Origin of the sequence: Nitrosomonas marina (assembly GCF_900111605.1) — a bacterium.
Taxonomy (GTDB): domain Bacteria; phylum Pseudomonadota; class Gammaproteobacteria; order Burkholderiales; family Nitrosomonadaceae; genus Nitrosomonas; species Nitrosomonas marina_A.
The window spans coordinates 47,734-65,338 of record NZ_FOIA01000019.1 but is presented as its reverse complement, the minus strand read 5'-3'; the positions used below and the strand labels follow the sequence as shown (position 1 = coordinate 65,338).

Annotated in this window: 18 protein-coding genes and 1 tRNA gene; 6 read left to right on the top strand and 13 right to left on the bottom strand. The window is 47.5% G+C overall.

The annotated features are described in order from the left end of the window. Positions 1-164: 164 nt before the first annotated feature. The 4 genes from BMY62_RS09800 (at position 165) to ftsH (ending at position 5,544) form a co-directional block, all read left to right on the top strand. Complete coding sequence (locus tag BMY62_RS09800) at positions 165-1,499, top strand: flavin-containing monooxygenase (protein WP_143058788.1); 1,335 nt, start codon at positions 165-167, stop codon at positions 1,497-1,499. A gap of 315 nt (positions 1,500-1,814) precedes the next feature. After that, positions 1,815-2,606: an ankyrin repeat domain-containing protein gene (locus tag BMY62_RS09790; protein WP_177170352.1), complete on the top strand. Its 792-nt coding sequence runs from the start codon at positions 1,815-1,817 to the stop codon at positions 2,604-2,606. Positions 2,607-2,786: 180 nt separating this feature from the next. Next, on the top strand, positions 2,787-3,464 hold the full coding sequence (locus BMY62_RS09785; RefSeq protein ID WP_090659084.1) for a tetratricopeptide repeat protein: 678 nt from the start codon (positions 2,787-2,789) through the stop codon (positions 3,462-3,464). A gap of 256 nt (positions 3,465-3,720) precedes the next feature. After that, positions 3,721-5,544, top strand: coding sequence for an ATP-dependent zinc metalloprotease FtsH (ftsH, locus tag BMY62_RS09780; protein ID WP_090659082.1), 1,824 nt, complete (start codon positions 3,721-3,723; stop codon positions 5,542-5,544). A 27-nt stretch (positions 5,545-5,571) separates the two neighbouring features. On the opposite strand, the gene BMY62_RS09775 is transcribed toward ftsH, so the two are convergent. The 8 genes from BMY62_RS09775 to queA all read right to left on the bottom strand — a co-directional run bounded on the left by BMY62_RS09775 (position 5,572) and on the right by queA (position 14,460). Continuing rightward, positions 5,572-6,306, bottom strand: coding sequence for a DUF1499 domain-containing protein (locus BMY62_RS09775; protein ID WP_090659116.1), 735 nt, complete (start codon positions 6,304-6,306; stop codon positions 5,572-5,574). A 20-nt stretch (positions 6,307-6,326) separates the two neighbouring features. Continuing rightward, positions 6,327-7,910: a bifunctional GNAT family N-acetyltransferase/carbon-nitrogen hydrolase family protein gene (locus BMY62_RS09770; protein WP_090659080.1), complete on the bottom strand. Its 1,584-nt coding sequence runs from the start codon at positions 7,908-7,910 to the stop codon at positions 6,327-6,329. Positions 7,911-7,915: 5 nt separating this feature from the next. Next, entirely contained in the window at positions 7,916-8,527 is a 612-nt protein-coding gene (locus BMY62_RS09765; protein ID WP_090659114.1) for a DedA family protein, read from the bottom strand. 42 nt (positions 8,528-8,569) lie between these two features. Beyond that, entirely contained in the window at positions 8,570-9,508 is a 939-nt protein-coding gene (secF, locus tag BMY62_RS09760) for a protein translocase subunit SecF (RefSeq protein WP_090659078.1), read from the bottom strand. Positions 9,509-9,551: 43 nt separating this feature from the next. Further along, positions 9,552-11,693 carry a protein translocase subunit SecD gene (gene secD / locus BMY62_RS09755; protein ID WP_256207544.1) on the bottom strand — a complete coding sequence of 714 codons (2,142 nt, stop codon included), beginning with the start codon at positions 11,691-11,693 and terminating at the stop codon, positions 9,552-9,554. Between the two features lie 97 nt (positions 11,694-11,790). After that, complete coding sequence (gene yajC / locus BMY62_RS09750; RefSeq protein ID WP_090659076.1) at positions 11,791-12,273, bottom strand: preprotein translocase subunit YajC; 483 nt, start codon at positions 12,271-12,273, stop codon at positions 11,791-11,793. A gap of 61 nt (positions 12,274-12,334) precedes the next feature. Next, positions 12,335-13,429, bottom strand: a complete 1,095-nt coding sequence (tgt, locus tag BMY62_RS09745; RefSeq protein ID WP_090659074.1) for a tRNA guanosine(34) transglycosylase Tgt — start codon at positions 13,427-13,429, stop codon at positions 12,335-12,337. Then, on the bottom strand, positions 13,426-14,460 hold the full coding sequence (queA, locus tag BMY62_RS09740; protein WP_090659072.1) for a tRNA preQ1(34) S-adenosylmethionine ribosyltransferase-isomerase QueA: 1,035 nt from the start codon (positions 14,458-14,460) through the stop codon (positions 13,426-13,428). Before queA ends, tgt begins: the two co-directional genes overlap by 4 nt. 234 nt (positions 14,461-14,694) lie before the next feature. On the opposite strand from queA, the gene BMY62_RS09735 reads away from it, so the two are divergent. Beyond that, positions 14,695-14,781: transfer RNA gene (locus tag BMY62_RS09735), tRNA-Leu, on the top strand. Positions 14,782-15,062: 281 nt separating this feature from the next. Here BMY62_RS09735 and BMY62_RS16350 read toward each other — a convergent pair. Together BMY62_RS16350 and BMY62_RS09725 are read right to left on the bottom strand one after the other, a co-directional pair. Then, entirely contained in the window at positions 15,063-15,215 is a 153-nt protein-coding gene (locus tag BMY62_RS16350; RefSeq protein ID WP_218142964.1) for a type II toxin-antitoxin system RelE/ParE family toxin, read from the bottom strand. Then, positions 15,212-15,460, bottom strand: coding sequence for a type II toxin-antitoxin system ParD family antitoxin (locus tag BMY62_RS09725; RefSeq protein WP_090659071.1), 249 nt, complete (start codon positions 15,458-15,460; stop codon positions 15,212-15,214). Before BMY62_RS09725 ends, BMY62_RS16350 begins: the two co-directional genes overlap by 4 nt. Before the next feature lie 468 nt (positions 15,461-15,928). Here BMY62_RS09725 and BMY62_RS16345 point away from each other — a divergent pair, with 468 nt between their 5' ends. Beyond that, on the top strand, positions 15,929-16,123 hold the full coding sequence (locus tag BMY62_RS16345; RefSeq protein ID WP_090659070.1) for an Arm DNA-binding domain-containing protein: 195 nt from the start codon (positions 15,929-15,931) through the stop codon (positions 16,121-16,123). A gap of 133 nt (positions 16,124-16,256) precedes the next feature. On the opposite strand, the gene BMY62_RS16145 is transcribed toward BMY62_RS16345, so the two are convergent. From BMY62_RS16145 to BMY62_RS16140, 3 genes are all read right to left on the bottom strand, one after another. Continuing rightward, the gene (locus BMY62_RS16145) at positions 16,257-16,415 is read right to left on the bottom strand and encodes a hypothetical protein (protein WP_177170351.1); all 159 of its coding nucleotides are present in this window, start codon (positions 16,413-16,415) and stop codon (positions 16,257-16,259) included. A 521-nt stretch (positions 16,416-16,936) separates the two neighbouring features. Then, positions 16,937-17,224 (bottom strand): hypothetical protein, encoded by a 288-nt coding sequence (locus tag BMY62_RS09715; RefSeq protein ID WP_090659068.1) that lies wholly within the window; start codon positions 17,222-17,224, stop codon positions 16,937-16,939. Beyond that, on the bottom strand, positions 17,196-17,363 hold the full coding sequence (locus BMY62_RS16140; RefSeq protein ID WP_177170350.1) for a hypothetical protein: 168 nt from the start codon (positions 17,361-17,363) through the stop codon (positions 17,196-17,198). Before BMY62_RS16140 ends, BMY62_RS09715 begins: the two co-directional genes overlap by 29 nt. Positions 17,364-17,605 lie beyond the last annotated feature (242 nt).

Sequence of the window (17,605 nt, the reverse complement as noted above, 5' to 3'; positions counted from 1 at the left end):
AGTTTAATGTCAAGACTGCTGCTATATCAGACCGTTATTGATGCACTCGAAAAAAATCAGCTTTTTTTTTAAAAGAATGCACGGAAATCGTTATTTTGCATCCAATTATAAACTTTGGTACAGTCGACACTGTACCAAACAGCATTTTTAATCCTGAAGTATCGATGCAAGCAGCACCTGTGAGCCGACGTTCTGTCATGGAAAAAACCGCCGCAGTTATTGGCGCCGGCAGTTCCGGACTTGCCGCCGCGCGGCATTTTCTTGCGCTTGGTTTTGAAGTACATGTATTCGAGCGCGAAGATGATCTGGGTGGTAACTGGAATTATGGAAAACCGTGTGCGCGTATTTATCGTACAACGCATACTATATCTTCAAAACCCGGAACAGAATTTCCCGATTTTCCGATGCCGCAGGAATTTCCGGATTATCCACATCACACCCTGGTACTTGCGTATTTGCGCGCTTACGCAGATCATTTCGGTCTGATCGAGCATATTCATTTTTCAACAGGCGTACGTAAAGTCGAACCGGTCAATGAAAACGACACACGTACCCGATGGCTATTGACATTCGAACGTGGGCATAGCAGGCGCTTTGACATTCTCGTCATTGCCAATGGGCATAACTGGTATCCAAAATGGCCGGAATATCCCGGCGTATTCTCGGGGCGCAAGTTGCACTCGGCAGAGTATCGCACGCCGGATATATTCAGTGGCAGACGCGTACTGGTGGTTGGTGGTGGAAACAGCGGCTGCGACATTGCGGTGGAAGCCAGCCTGGTTGCTGATCATGTCTGGCACAGTACGCGCCGTGGTTACTGGTACATGCCTAAATATTTACTGGGCCGTCCCGCCGATCAGGTCGGAGATCTGATGCTCGCACTCAAGCTGCCGTTATGGCTGCGGCGGCTGGCAGCGAGCATGATGTACCGGTTGCTGGTTGGCTCACCTGAAAAAACGGGATTGCCGCGTCCGGATCACCGTTTTTTCGAAACCCATCCAGTCATTAACTCGTTGTTGCCATATTATGTCGTACAGGGAGATATCACACCCAAACCCGATATTGCACAATTTGATGGAAACACGGTTTATTTTGTAAATACTTCGTCCGTTGAAGTTGATCTGATTGTATTTGCTACTGGTTACTTGATTCGCATTCCATTTATTGACGAGCGTCATTTGAACTGGCAAAGTGGCCGGCCCGGACTGTTTCTCAATATTTTCCATCCGGCGTATGATTCGCTGTTTGTAGCAGGGCTGATACAACCCGATAGCGGTCAGTTCGGACTTGTACACTGGCAGATGTTACTGGCCGCACAATATGCAGCTGCGGTACGTGACGGCCGACCTGCAGCCGATCTGCTGCGACGTCAAAAAGCAGAGTCGCAGCTCGATCTTGGCGGAGGTATCTGTTATAAAGATACCAGTCGCCATTACCTGGAAGTGGAACACTGGCGATACCGCCAGCTATTACAGAAATGGATCAAGCGGTTTCAATGATTATCAACCAACTTCTGCGTCAGGCAGATAAACGGCAGTATAAGACCACGAACGTCGATCAATGCCAGCGTATGTTTTTTGTAAGGACAGGCAGCAAGCGATACAAAGCTGATTTTCCCAAAAGGCAATGGATTTACAGTTAAAAAAAAGCAAGCCATAATCAAAAAGAAAATATACATTTTGACAGGTTTTCAATTCGAGTCATTCATTCCTTCGTTCTTCTAATTGGCTACTGCGCTCAATCTGCAGTAAGTTGATGAATTGAATGATTAAATATTTGTGATGTGTAGAGATAAAAAATTTAGGAGTATTTGTATGACTGATTTCAAAACACAAAAACCGCAATATATACAATTGGTTAATTGGATTTTTGGCCTGTGTATCTGCTTTACATGTGCATGGGTGCAGGCAGCTGAAACAGAGGCCGAAGCAAGTGACGAAGTATTAATCAATGCTGCTGCAAAAGGTAATGTGCCTTTGGTCAAAGAAATTCTCGAAGATGAACAGGATTTATCTCAGGACACAATCAATAAAGCATTTTTTGCGGGTATACAAAAAGGAAGCAAACCAATTGTTCAGCGCCTGATTGATAGAGGTGCCGACATAGAATACCGAGGTGACAACGGTTATACTGCATTAATTCAGGCTGCACGGGACGGGCGAAATCATTTGGTCGAATTGCTATTACCATTGGGTGCGGCTGTCAATGCCACAGCGACGGATACGGGAGAAACGGCTTTGATATTGGCTGCCAAAAGAGACCGCAGGGAGGTTATGCAACAATTACTGGCTGCCAGAGCTGATTTGAATGTGCAGCGAAACAGCGATGGCATGACAGCGCTGATGCTCGCCGCTCGTGGTGGACATCAACAGGCAACGCATATGTTGCTCGAAGCCGGAGCCAATGTGGATTTTCAGCTGGAGAACGGTGCCACGGCATTGATGCTGGCGGCGCAGCATGGTCATCTCGGCGTAATCTATGTATTATTGGCGGCCAATGCGGACGTGAATATCAAAGCAGAGAATGGCGCCACGGCCCTGACACTGGCAAATGTTTACCGCCATGGTGAAGCTGCTGAAATGCTCAAAAAAGCGGGTGCCCGATGAAATATTTTAAACAGCTTATCATGCACAATGGCTGTTTTTTTTGATGAATCGCGATGATTCCACTGAGCGTTCAAGGCTGCAGACCGCTTTTGGCGGATAATTATTATATTTTAACAAACCTATTCTTGATTTTTTGTTCAAGAATTGATTAACAACCATAGTAGTAAAGGATATATCAAAATGAAAATTAAGACTGTTTTATTACTTGTTGCACCGTTGATTGCATTGTCTGGTTGTGGAGGCGAATCATCAGGTGATAAATCAGCCGGTGATTCAGCGACTCAGACAATGACCGAGGTGACAACAATGGATGAGTTACCGTCTTTTCTAAGTGAGGGATTGTCAGAGGAGGAAATAAACGAACTTAGAGAACAGATACTGCCCGGCAGTACTGAAGACGGCAAAACACCAGGTGAGAAATTTCAGGAACTGCTTGAAAAGGCAAAGGCTGGTGATCCTGTTGCACAAAACGGCCTTGGTGTTATGTACTATACTGGCGAAGCGGTTTCCAAAACGGTAACCGGTCAGGTTCTGGATAATGATGCAGAACTGGCTGCAGGCTGGTTTTATCGTTCCGCCGAACAGGGATATGCTGATGCGCAGTTTAATCTTGGCTTATTGTATGCAAATGGTGAAGGCGTCGAGCGGGATATGCAGCAAGCGGTGGAATTGTTCAAACAAGCAGCTGAGCAAGGTCATGTTGACGCACAAAATAATCTGGGTGCGATGTATTATGTAGGCGAAGGCGTTACCCGCGACGAAGAAACAGCGATTGAATGGTTTGAAAAGGCAGCAGCCCAGGGTAATGAGGAAGCTAAAGAAAATCTAGACGCTATCATGGCTGCCAGATCGCAATAATATATCTCTTTATGAATTGAATATGCAGCCTGTCAAACATTGACGAGCAATGAACATTACGACTGTTCAGACCATCTCATATAGATTAACGAAGGTTTTTACGCGCGAACCTGATATTTTCTGTAGAGATCGTGCAGCCCCAACGATTGATCGTACCGGAAGCAAAAATGAAATAAATGCTGTGTAATACATATTTTGGTGCGATCTAGCATAAACTGCTTGATTATTTCGTTTGTCGAAACCGATCTGGATCTTCATGGACAAAAAAGAACAAATCAATTTCTGGTATGTTGTTGCTGCAGTGCTTGGTGTGCTGTTTCTTCAAAGTCTTTATAGCCAGTACACACAGATCGAACCGATTCCTTACAGCCGTTTTCAGCATCTACTTGAACAGGGCCAGATCGAAAAGATCTCGATCACCGACCAGCATATATACGGTTCCCTTAAAACACGACATGCTGACGGTTTCAAGGAGTTTGTCACTACGCGGGTAGAACCGGAATTTGCCGAAGAGCTGGAAAAGTATCACGTTGAATACAGCGGTATTGTAAAAAGTACCTGGATACGCGATATCCTGTCCTGGTTGTTGCCAATGGCAATTTTTATCGGAATCTGGCTGTTTATTATCCGCCGCATGGGCGGTGGTGTCAGTGAGGGCATGATGTCAATCGGTAAAAGCCGGGCCAAGGTGTTTGTCGAGAAGGAAACCAAAGTAACATTTGCCGATGTTGCAGGTGTTGATGAGGCCAAGGATGAACTGGTTGAAATCATCAATTTTCTGAAAGACCCTTCAGGCTACGGCCGTCTGGGTGGGCGTGCGCCAAAGGGCATTTTGCTGGTGGGGCCGCCCGGTACCGGCAAAACCTTGCTGGCGCGCGCTGTCGCTGGAGAAGCAGGCGTGCCGTTTTTCTCCATTTCCGGTTCCGAGTTTGTCGAAATGTTTGTCGGAGTGGGTGCGGCACGAGTTCGTGACTTGTTCGAACAGGCGCGGCAGATGGCGCCCGCGATCATTTTTATTGACGAACTTGATGCACTGGGCCGTGCCCGTGGCGCTTACGGACTTGGTGGCGGGCATGATGAAAAAGAACAAACGTTGAATCAGTTGCTGGCAGAGCTTGATGGTTTTGATCCTACCAGCGGTATCGTGCTGTTGGGCGCGACCAATCGTCCGGAAATTCTTGATCCGGCGCTGCTGCGCGCAGGACGGTTCGATCGCCAGGTGCTGGTTGACAGGCCAGATAAACTGGGGCGTGAACAAATACTTGCGGTTCATATCCGGAAAGTGATGCTGGATACCGATGTGCAAATCGATCAAATTGCGGCTTTGACGCCCGGATTCACAGGCGCGGATCTGGCCAATCTGATCAATGAAGCTGCCCTGCTTGCTACACGGCGGAATGCGACCTCGGTCACGATGGATGATTTTAACAATGCCATAGAGCGTATTGTTGCAGGTCTTGAAAAGCGTAACCGGTTATTAAACCCTAATGAAAGACGAGTCGTGGCGTTTCATGAACTCGGTCATGCCATGGTTGCGCTGGCGCTGCCAAACACCGACGAGGTGCATAAGATTTCTATTATTCCACGCGGTATTGGAGCCCTTGGGTACACCATCCAGCGACCGACAGAAGACCGATTTCTGATGACCCAGGTTGAGCTACAGAACAAAATGGCGGTTTTGCTTGGGGGCAGGGCCGCCGAGCAGGTTGTCTTTAAGGAGGTATCGACAGGCGCCGCTGATGATCTGGCGCGCGCAACAGATGTTGCACGCGCTATGGTTTTGCGTTACGGCATGAGTAGTGCGTTGGGGCATGTGGCCTATGACCGGGAGCAATCCGCCTTTTTGCAACCGAACATACCCATGCCGCAGACACGTACATACAGTGAAGAAACTGCCAACCGTGTTGACGCTACGGTACGTGAGTTGATTGACCATGCATTGGAACGTGCTGTTAATATATTGCAGACCAACAGAGCCTTGCTGGACCAGACAGCTGAAGAATTATTAAAAACCGAAACACTTAACCAGCCGGAGATTGAAGCGTTAAAACGGAAGATACAGAGGAAAGAAGAAGAATGAAAACAGGGGTTCTTGCTGATTACTGATTTAGTTGTTTAATTCCTTCAAGTTATTTAAAAAATCATGTATACGCGCTGCATTTGCTCCGAGATCGCTGACTCCAACGCGCGAAACTGAGCGCATGTCCACTTGTGTAAGTTCTCCGTTACGTTGTACTCGTATGACTATATCGTCTTTAAACGCCATGACGGGCGTGGTGGCAGTTGCCTCGATTTTACCCTGATCAGCAGAAGCAGTTGCAATACGCCAGCCATGTGATTTGACCAATTGCAGGGATTGTTCAAATACAACAGACGCAGGCCGGTCGAGCTGCAGTGGTTTCAGGTCTGGATAGCCTGATCGTTGTAGTTGGGCAAGATTGTCCGGTTTCAGGCGGTCCAGCGGGTTATCGGTGGCTTTGCGTAACGACGGTATTGCAGTAAATTGCGGCGGATTATTGAGATCCGTGCTGATATCATGAATGCGGGGCAGGTCTGATGCGGCCAGTATTGTAAACACTGTCGGCATGGCCACGATAAAACCCAATAATGAACCGGTTAGAGATGAAAGAGCGCTTCTTCGTTGGTACATGGCGATAAACAGTCCAACAATACCCGAAAGAGCTGCTATTAATCCAGTGAAGGCTGAAATTGCCAGTCCGGGCAGCGCAATCTGAAAGCTGACAGTTTCCATACGGTGAAGAATAACAGCAGCGACTGCAAGTAATCCCGAGAAAAGCGCCAGCCAGGTGCTGAATTTGCCAAGATTTATGTGTTTGAGCATATTATGTTTAAAGCCAGAAATTACTTGCCGCGCCAATGTACAGAATACAGGTCGTGGCGCCTGTCCTTGAGATTCTGTACGGTACCTGCATTGCGCGCCGTACGTAACGAATCCGGACGCACATCAGCCAGTGCGATGGTTTCTACATTCGGGGTTGTATCCGCAGCAATACCATCCCGGGAAAATGGGAAATCACAGGGCGTCAGGATACAGCTTTGCGCATACTGGACATCCATGTTTGCCACATTCGGCAAGTTGCCCACGTTGCCCGACATTACTACATAGACCTGATTTTCCACAGCGCGTGCCTGGCTACAATAGCGCACGCGCAAATATCCCAGTCGTTCCGCAGTACAGAACGGCACAAAAATCAGAAAAACACCCTGGTCGACAAGATGTCGCGCCAGTTCCGGAAATTCGGCATCATAGCAAATCAAAACACCAATCGAACCGCAGTCCGTTTCAATGGCTTTCAACGTGTTTCCGCCTTCAATATTCCACCAGTACACTTCGTCGGGTGTCGGGTGAATTTTCGGTTGTTGATGGATGGAGCCATCGCGTAAAAAAATATATGAAATATTTTCAACACGACCGGACGGCATGTGCGTCGGATGCGTGCCGGCTATGATGTTTATGTTGTAGCGTAGCGCCATATCGCGCATCGCTTTGGTAAAACGTTCAGTATATTTGGTCAGTGCCGCAATCGATTCTGCCGGAGACAGACGCTGGTCTTCAATCGAGAGTAACTGCAGTGTGAACAGTTCAGGGAAAACCACGAAGTCGCCGTTGTAATCAGCAATAACGTCGACAAAATACTCGATAAAGCTGATAAATTCGTCAAACGAGCTTACTTTTCGCATCATGTACTGTACAGTGCCAATGCGAACCGTTTCCTGCATGCGGCCACCGAAGTTTTTGTGGCGTTTGATCTCTGATTCTTCCGGTACGCCAGGATTGTACCAGATCAGGTGTACGCCGTAGCCCAGTGAATCACGATCTTCAGGCAAATAATCTTTGATGACGCCGAGAACTTCGAAGTTATTGTGCAACTGGAACGAAAGTACCGGGTCGCGCAGTGTTTTTTGTACAATCTGCTGCACGTATGATTCGACATCCGGGTAGCGTCTGGCTCTTTTGGCATAGCTGGGCAGCCTGCCTGCAAAAATAATGCCTTTTAGACCGAGGTCCTGGCAGAGCTGTTTGCGGGCATTATAAAACCGCTGGCCGATCCGATAGCCGCGAAAATTTGGATCTACGCAGACTTCCATTCCGTACAGATATTCGCCATCGGGATTATGCCGCGAGGCGTAACCATTACCGGTAATTTCAACCCAGGTATGCGGCCGCAGTGCGATCTTTCCAGAAATTCTGAAACTGGCGCAATAGCCAACCAGCTCTTCATCATAAACGGCCACGAGCTGACCTTCGGAAAAATTGTTTATCTGGCCGTTCAATGCGCCTTCAGTATAGGCTGGAATACTAGTGTTCCGATACACCCGCGCAACGAGTTCAACCAGTGCGGGTACATCTTTCAAGGTCGCATTACGTACTGTCAGACGGCCGGATTTTTTATTGATTTTTGATCCAGGATTTGCGGATTTCATGACCGTTACGAATGTGGACGGTTTGATCTGCGTTGCCGTTGCCAGTATATGACAACGCCGAGGGTACAAGCGATAAACAGCATAATCATGATATCGCGCAGGTAATCTTTAATCAGTGCTTCGTTCTCGCCTATAAAAAAACCGAGCAGTGTCAGTATGATTACCCAGATACCGGCGCCAAGACTGGTGTAAAAACAAAATATCGGCAAATGCATGCGTGCCAGACCAGCCGGTATCGAGATATACTGGCGGACCATTGGAATCAGACGGCCGGTAAAAGTGGAGATATGTCCATGACGTTGAAAAAAGACTTCCATTTTCTGGAGATGCGCCTCGTTAAACATGACATACTTGCCGTAATGCAGTAAGAATGGCCGACCAAGCCACACAGCCAGATAGTAGTTGACGAGCGCGCCAATAAGGCTGCCGGCAATTCCACACAATATAACAGCCAGGATCTGCATTTCACCTTTTGAAGCAAGGTATCCGGCCGGGATCATGATGACTTCACTCGGAAAAGGCACGAAACTCGATTCAAGCAGCATCAGGATAAATATACCCGGATAGCCGAGACTGCCGACGGTATTGACAATCCATTCAATTATTTCTGCTATCAATCTGGTCAATCCCGTTCAGATATTAAACGATGCTGTTCGGCGTCATACGACGGCACCGTCATTTTCCGGTTTCTTTTCTTCCGGTTGCAGCAGGTCTTCACGTTTGACGCCCAACAGGATTAAAATCGAGCTGGCTACCATGATAGAGGAATAGATGCCAAACCAGATACCTATGGTTAACGCCAGTGCGAAGTAATATAAAACTTCGCCACCGAATAACAGCATGGAGATGATCACCATTTGCGTGCTACCGTGTGTCATGATTGTGCGTGCCATGGTTCGGGTAATGGCATTGTTGATGACATCTTTGACTGGTATTTTCCGAAGCTTGCGGAAGTTTTCACGTATGCGGTCAAAAATGACCACGGATTCGTTGACGGAATAACCCAGTACTGCGAGAACCGCTGCCAGTACGGTCAGTGAAAATTCCCACTGGAAGAATGCAAAGAAGCCCAAAATGATGATGACATCGTGCAGGTTGGCGATAATTCCGGCTATACCGAATTTCCATTCAAAACGAACCGCGAGATAGGCCACGATGCCGAGCGAAACAAATAGCAGGGCCAGCGCTCCATTCTCCAACAGTTCCTGGCCGACTTGCGGCCCGACAAACTCAACGCGGCGCATTTCAACCGTTCTGTCAGCCTCGCGCAATGCATCCAACACCGTTTCCGACAGTTGCGCACTGGAGTATTCGGGTATCACCGGCAGACGAATCATTACATCACGGGAAGTACCGAAATTCTGTACAGTCACATCCGTCATATTCATACCCGCCAGTATTTCTCTGATTCTATTCAGATCGGCTGTCTGTTCGTAACTGACTTCAAGTACCGTTCCTCCTGTAAAATCTACACCAAAATTCAATCCTCTGGTCGCGATAAAAAATACGGATAGAATAAATGTCGAGATAGAGATCACCGCCGCAACGCGCCGCCAGCTCATAAATGGGATGTCGCGGCTGAATCTGAAAAATTCCATTGATTATTCCTTTAAAAAACCTGTTTGAATCACGTTTTGCGGATTATTTTTTCTTGCTTTTGCGGGCTGCCTGCTTTCGTTTTCCACGAGCCCGCGCCGATTTCTGGGGCTGGCTAGTGGTTGCTTCCGGTTTGCTTTCACTTGCTTCAGACGATTGAGACTCTTCCGGTATCGCCCCGGTTTCAGATGAAGCATCCGTTTCAGTAGCCTTTCCTGCCGTATTTCCTGTCACCGGCTCAGCTTTGACAGCAGCTGATTTATCGTTTTGCGTTTGTGACGGGGCTGCAGATTCAGTTGCTGCAGCAATAGATTCTTGCGAAAAATTGTATTTAAACCGCTTCCTGGTGTTATCAGTTTTGGGAATCCAGATCTTGCCGATGGGGACAACTTCCAGTTTTCGGCGGCTGCCGTACATATAGTTGACCATACCACGTGATACAAAGATAGCAGTAAACACGGATGTCAGGATGCCGAGGCAAAGCACTACCGCGAATCCTTTTACCGGTCCGGAACCGAAGGCAAACAGTGCAATACCGGCTATCAACGTCGTGATATTCGAGTCGAGAATCGTTCCGGTGGCACGTTCGTATCCGGCACTTATCGCAAGCTGCGGCGAGACACCGGCACGCAATTCATCGCGTATCCGTTCATTAATCAGTACGTTGGCATCGATAGCCATACCGACGGTCAATGCTAACGCGGCCATGCCGGGAAGTGTCAGTGTGGCCTGCAGAATGGACAACAGGCCGACCAGTAACAGCAGATTGAGACTCAGCGCCAGTACAGAAATGACACCGAATGCCATGTAATACACCATTATGAAGATGGCAACTGCCACAAAGCCATAAAGCGTTGAATTAAATCCTCTGGCAATATTGTCTGCTCCGAGGCTCGGACCGACGGTGCGCTCCTCGATAATATCCATGGGAGCGGCCAGTGCACCGGCGCGCAGCAGCAACGAAACATCGCGCGCTTCCATCGTTGTCATACGGCCGCTGATCTGAACCCGTCCGCCGCCGATTTCTTCACGAATAACGGGTGCCGTGACAACTTCAGCCTGATTGCGTTCGATTAACAGGATTGCCATACGTCTGCCGACATTTTCGCGTGTCAGTTTTTTGAAGATCTGCGCTCCATTATTATCAAGCCGAATATGGACGGCTGGCTGATTGTCCTCATTGAAGCCGGGCTGTGCGTCGGTAATGCGATCACCGGTCAGCAATACCTGTTTTTTGACCAGTATGGGGCCACTGCCGCGCTCTTCGTAAAGTTCGGTACCAAATGGAATGCGGCCCTGCAACGCTGCATCGAGATCGCGTTCCTCGTCGACCATACGTATTTCCAGTGTGGCTGTTCGACCCAGGATTTCCTTGGCCTTGGCGGTATCCTGAACACCTGGCAGCTGAACAATGACACGGTCAGCGCCTGCTTTCTGAATAATCGGTTCGGCTACACCCAGTTCATTGACACGATTTCGAAGTGTCGTAATATTCTGCTGCACGGTAGAGTCCTGCATCTGGATCAGCGCTTCCGGCCTGATAGAGGCAATCAGATTAAAACGATTGTTCGCCTGTTCCTCTTTGAATAGCAGGTCTTCGTAGGTCGATCGCAATTCATCAAGTGCCTGTGATCGCGATTCGGCGTCGCGAAACTTGACTGTTAATGTATCACCCAGTCTTTCAACGCCGGCATAAGAAATTTTTTTTTCGCGTAAAGTCGAACGGATATCGTTGCTGTGCCGGTCAAGCGTTTTGCTGACAGCGCCTTCCATATCGACCTCGAGCATGAAATGAACGCCACCACGCAGATCGAGACCGAGATACATAGGCAGCGCCCCCAGTTCGGTTAGCCACTGGGGTGAATTGGGCAGCAGATTGAGCGCGACCATATAGTCGTCACCCAGCGTCGATTGGAGTAGATCCTTGGCTTTGATTTGTGTGTCGGTATCTTCAAAACGGACCTTGATACTGCCTTCTTCCAGAAATAGTCCGTCGTTATCGATGCCGGCATTGGCCAGGGTGGTCTCAACCCGTTGCAGCAGACCAGTGTCTGCCTGGGTTGCCATTCTCAATGGTGAAATTTGTACAGCGGGAGATTCGCCAAAGAAATTTGGCAGGGTATAGAGCAGTCCGAGCAACAAGGAAACCGCAATAATCAGGTATTTCCAAAGCGGGTAGCGGTTCATGAGTATTCAGTTAGTGTGTGTTGTTATATATCGAAAAAAGCTGTTCAGCAGACCATGACCGGTTGATCAGGTAGCCCGGTCGGATTGATAAAAAAGGTTAATTTTTATCGCCCGGCTTGGATGTATCCTCGTTACTGCTCTCAGGCGCGTTATCCGATGAATCGGTGGCATCGTCTGTTTTTTTGGTTTCCGCTCCTGTCGCTGCGGGAGAGGCTTTAACTGATTTTTTTGCTGGTTTGCCGCCTTTGGAAGGTTCGATGCTCTTTAACGTACCTTTTGGCAACAGCGTCTGGACGGAGGATTTCAGCACAATGACTTCAAGACTGGGCGCTATTTCAACGACAACATAGCTTTCACTGACATTAAGTATTAAACCCAATATGCCGCCATTGGTGATAACTTCATCGCCTCTTTGCAGGTTTTCAACCATCTGCTTGTGTTCTTTGGCGCGTTTCGCCTGTGGACGAATAAGCAGCAGCCAGAAAATAACAAAAATACCTATCAACAAAATGAGGTTTGCCCAGCCTGCTTCTGCCTGTCCGGATTCGGCTGCCTGCGCGTATGCTTCACTAATCAGCATGATATTTCTCCAGGTTAACGGTTAATCAAAAAAGTGCACATATTAGCATGATGCAGGCTTATCACTGAAATTCCCGAGCAAATTTTTCTACAAGTTCACCGAATTGCTTCTGCTCGATCGCGGCGCGTATTTCTGTCATGAGGTGCTGATAATAAAACAGATTATGAACCGTGTTCAGGTGAGCGCCAAGCATTTCGTTGATACGCTGAAGATGGTGCAGATAGGCGCGGGTGAAATTACGGCAGGTATAACATGCACACTGGTCGTCCGGCGGCGCGGTGTCCAGCCGGTAACGACTGTTGCGCAGCTTGATAATGCCATTGCGGGTATATAACCAGCCGTTGCGAGCATTGCGCGTGGGCAGCACGCAATCGAACATGTCGATACCTTGCGCCACCGCATGCACGATATCGGCTGGCGTGCCAACACCCATCAGGTAACGTGGTTTGTCTACAGGTAAGAGTGGCGCGGTATGTTCCAGAATGCGCCGCATATCGGCTTTGGGTTCGCCAACCGATAAACCGCCAATCGCGTAACCGTCGAAACCGATCGATACCAGACCCGCCAGCGAAAGATCACGCAGACTTTCGTACATGCCGCCCTGAACGATGCCGAATAAAGCATTGGTATTGCCTTCGTGCGCCCGTCTGGAACGCTCGGCCCAGCGCAGACTGAGCTCCATTGAATCTTTTGTGGCGGCTTCATCTGCCGGATACGGCGTACATTCATCGAATATCATCACAATATCCGAGTTAAGAATTCGTTGAATCCGCATGGATTCCTCAGGTGTCAAGAAGCAACGATCACCGTTTACCGGCGAGCTGAACTTTACACCTTGCTCGGTGATTTTGCGCAAATCTCCAAGACTGTAGACCTGAAATCCACCGGAGTCCGTCAGAATCGGCCCGTTCCAGTGCATAAAACCGTGCAATCCGCCATGTGCAGCAATGACTTCCAGTCCAGGACGCAGCCACAGATGAAATGTATTACCCAGAATGATCTGGGCATGAATGTTTTGCAGCATTTCGGGAGACATGCCCTTGACCGCACCATAAGTGCCTACGGGCATAAATGCGGGGGTTTCCACCTGCCCATGCGCCAGTGTCAGCGTTCCCCGGCGTGCTGCCTGATCAGTTCCCTTCAGATTGAAATTCATGGTTTTCTCTCGATCAGCATGGCGTCGCCGTAACTGAAAAAACGATAGTGTTGTTTAATCGCATGCTGGTAGGCGTTACGTATGTTGCTCAGGCCACCGAATGCGCTGACCAGCATAATCAGGGTGGATCGCGGCAAATGAAAATTGGTCAACAAACGATCTGCCACGTGAAAACGATAACCCGGTGTAATAAAGATATCGGTTTCGCCGGAGCCCGCAGTCACTTGACCGTGATGTTGTGCAGCGGAAGCTTCGAGCGCCCGTAATGATGTCGTACCGACTGCCAGAATACGACCGCCATTTTTTTTTGCGTGACCGATTGCATCAGCCGTTTGTTGCGGAATATGAAACAGTTCGCTGTGCATGGTATGGTCGGTTATCTTTTCAACGCGCACCGGTTGAAACGTGCCAGCACCAACATGCAGGGTTACATACGTGATCATGACGCCTTTTGTCTTTAGCTGGTTCAGTGTGGTTTCGTCAAAATGCAAACCGGCGGTCGGGGCTGCGACTGCACCTGCATTTTTAGCATAAACTGTCTGATAACTTGATTCATCTGCCAAGGAAGCCGAACGGCCGATATAGGGTGGCAACGGTAATTGACCGAAGCGTTCCAGTAATTCATAAACGGTTTGCGGATGATCGAAACGTAACGTATAGAACGCATTTCCCCGATCTAAAACCGTGACAGGTATCTCGTCGGCCAAAACCAGCCGGCTATCCGGTCTGGGTGCATGGCTGGCCCGAATCGTAGCCTGTACATGATGGTCGTCGAGTACGCGTTCCACCAGAATTTCGATTTTCCCGCCGCTACTTTTTCTTCCAAACAGTCTGGCTTTGATGACACGCGTGTCGTTGAACACGGCGACATCTCCTGATCGCAGATATTCGGGAAGACAGGAAAACTGTAGATCGCGTATTTGGCGGCTGGCGCTGTCCAGATGCAACAACCGGCTGCTGGCACGTTGTTGGGCTGGATGCTGAGCGATAAGTTCTGACGGCAGATCGAAATCAAACTCCCGTATATTCATTTAATTGGCAGATCAGCGCTGATAAAAATTCGTCGGCGTATGCTGCTTATTGAACGTATTGAAAACGTGTGATTCTGCATTCTATACATTGGGGAGAAGACAGGGCTCAAATTCATCGAAAATGCGCAATTATATACTGAAGGTCGTATTTTTACCGGCGCGGCTTGCTGAAGCGGGTAATTTCAGTAATAATTGCCATCTTTTGCTGCTGCAAAAAAAAATCAACTGGCACATGCCGAGGTGGCGGAATTGGTAGACGCACTGGATTCAAAATCCAGCGATGGTGACATCATGGGGGTTCGATTCCCCCCCTCGGCACCAATCATCAAACAGTTGTTCTAATTGGATTATTTTCCTGATATTTTGGGAAAGAGGAAAATTTATATTATCCAACATTTTGAAAAATAATGAAATTATTGGTTCGATTCCCGTGGGCTATTTTTATATGAAGAGCTAATCTGGATCAAAGTAGTTTAATACATCCATGGCTTGGTGCGGTATGCCGATAATGTGAATACAATTCTCACCAATTGTGTAGAATATCAAGTGCGACCCTTGTAAATAGCAGTAATAGCCTTCTTCGATATCAATTCTACGCTTACCTATTTAGGATTTTCGGCTAACCACCTGAAACGTCGGTCAAGATTACGCAAATAGCTGTCTCGTTTCTTTTTACCCCATTTTTGCAACGTGTAACGCCCGATATTTTTGAGCTCTTGTTGTGCGCGTGGCGTAATTTTGACGGTGAATGTCATTCCTCAGTATCCAGTTCCTCAATGATCTTATCAATAGAATAATCTTTCACGAACTCACCACGCTCTGCTTGTTCTGCGCCTTCTTTTAAATATACGCGAAGAGCTTCCAGCTTACTCTTGCGTTCTTCCATCCCGCGTAATGCATCACGGACGACTTCACTTGCCGAACCATATCGTCCGCTTGCAATCTCATTTTTGATAAATGTTTCCCAATGTTCGCCTAAACTCAAACTCGTCGTTGCCATTTTTGATCAAACCCCTATAGTATTCATATATAACAAATATCAATATATCAAAAGTATACAATAGATGGAATAGATATTAGAAAGTTTCAGAATTCTGGCTCAGGCATATCTATAAAAATATCCCCACTAAGCCCTTGCAATACACGCTCCCATTCCTCTAATATGCTGAAAATTTGGTTCGACAATACTATGTCTTGGCGCACCAAGCAAGGCTTTCATAAAGTCTCATATCACACAAAATTCATTGTATTTATTCGGTTTTTAAAAACTGATTAACTCGTAAAATCGCATAACATCTTTTGACATATCAGCGGAATGACGGTATTTTTTGATACCAGCAAGTGAGATACTATTAAATGCTGACAGATACCGCTATACGTCAGGCTAAGCCTAAGAATAAACCTTACAAAATAGGTGGCAGCGGTGGATTATATTTACTGATCAAAAATTAATGGTAAATACCGGCGAATGAATTACCGCTTTGCTGGTAAGCAAAAGACGTTAGCTTTTGGCTTATATCCTGATGTCAGCCTGAAAGAAGCCAGAAAAAAACGCGTTGAAGCCAAAAGTCATCTTGCTAAAAATGTCCATGCCTGGGCGGCTTCCACTGCACACAGCATCAAATGTTATTTGGAAAAGGATTTTTTCCGTGGCGAGCTATGATTATTTCTTGTGTATGACAAAAGAGAAGGAAACGGGGTAACCTGTTAATGAGGACCTCGTTGAAAGCGTACAACTTTAGTAAGCAGCAAACAGCCCCTGAAAACTGACAGGGGCCGTTTGAGAATCAATCAACCTATTCTTGTTTACCAGCAGGGGCACCCAGTCTTTCACCTGATTCTGGATCCTCATATAAGCTTGGTGGTTTATTATAGGGCTTAGGCTCGCCGCATCCGGATAATAGGGCTGTACCAGTTAAAACAAACAGGATAGTAACTAAGAACGTGTATTTCATGAAAATCTCCTTTCTTTGTTAATAAAATAAGGTGTTGATCAAAAATTTAATGTCACGTTGAAACTTCATTAGCCACAAGTCACACCTGAAAATCTTAGTCCGGAATGTGTGATTTGGTCAAGTGCGGTGCTGGTTTGAGGCCGCGAACTTGTTGTGGTAACTCAGAAAAACAAGAAACGGAAGCAATGCCGAAAGCGCGCAGCTATTGAACCCATTATCGGCCATTTGAAATCGGACTATCGAATGACGAGAAATTATCTGAAAGGCGCGGTGGGTGATCGCATCAACTTGCTGATGGCTGCTTGCGCCTAGAATCTGAAAAAATGGCTGGTGGCCATTTTTTGGATCCTTTTTTCCTGCGAAAAAAATAGCGATGTGTGCCAACATTTCAGACTGAAAAAAAGACAGGAATTAAATCCAGTTCCAGTTGCTGACTGCATCGAAGTGCTGAAAATTTTCAACAGAAACTTTTTCAGGTTTGACTGATTTGACTTGTCAAGCGTCTTGTTTCTTGTGTACTTCTATTCTACGACGTTTCCAGTAACGCGGTCAAACAGACCGCAAAAACCCTTCTTAAGATTATTGCGCCATTCCTGCTGTTTGTGTTGCCAGTGCAAATGCTGTGCCTCACGTAGTTTTTGGCGCTCGGCCTTGTGCTGGCGCGTCAGGGCGTGTTTCTTTTCTTTCGACGGTGCCATCCGTGTTTCAAATGCATTTTCTTGTTCTTGGAACAGCGCATCCAGCCGCACGGTCATATCTTGGTCAATCTGGATTCTGGCCTCATCGACCAACGGGCAGGTTTTGTTCATCAGTTAACTGGGTATGGACTTCTTTGGTTTTGATTCCGACCCATTTGGATACGGATACGGCAAACACTTCGCCCCGGTGATCCAGCGGGACAAAGCCGCGCGGATCACCTCGGGCGAGGACATGGCCATGTTCTTTCAATGCAGATGCAAATGCACTTGAAAACGGCGGGGTATGACATCGTTTCGATTATTTTCGGGGGTGGCAGCGCTGAATGAAAATGCATCAAGAGCCGCTCATGGTGTCGGCTCCTGTGTTTGACTTTGAAAGTATGGAGCATGATCTTCAAGATACGTGTTCCATTGCGCCATCGTTTCTAAGAGTTCTCCGCAAGCTTCTGCACTGAATGCTGAATTTAGTTGATGCAGATGCCTTATCATTCT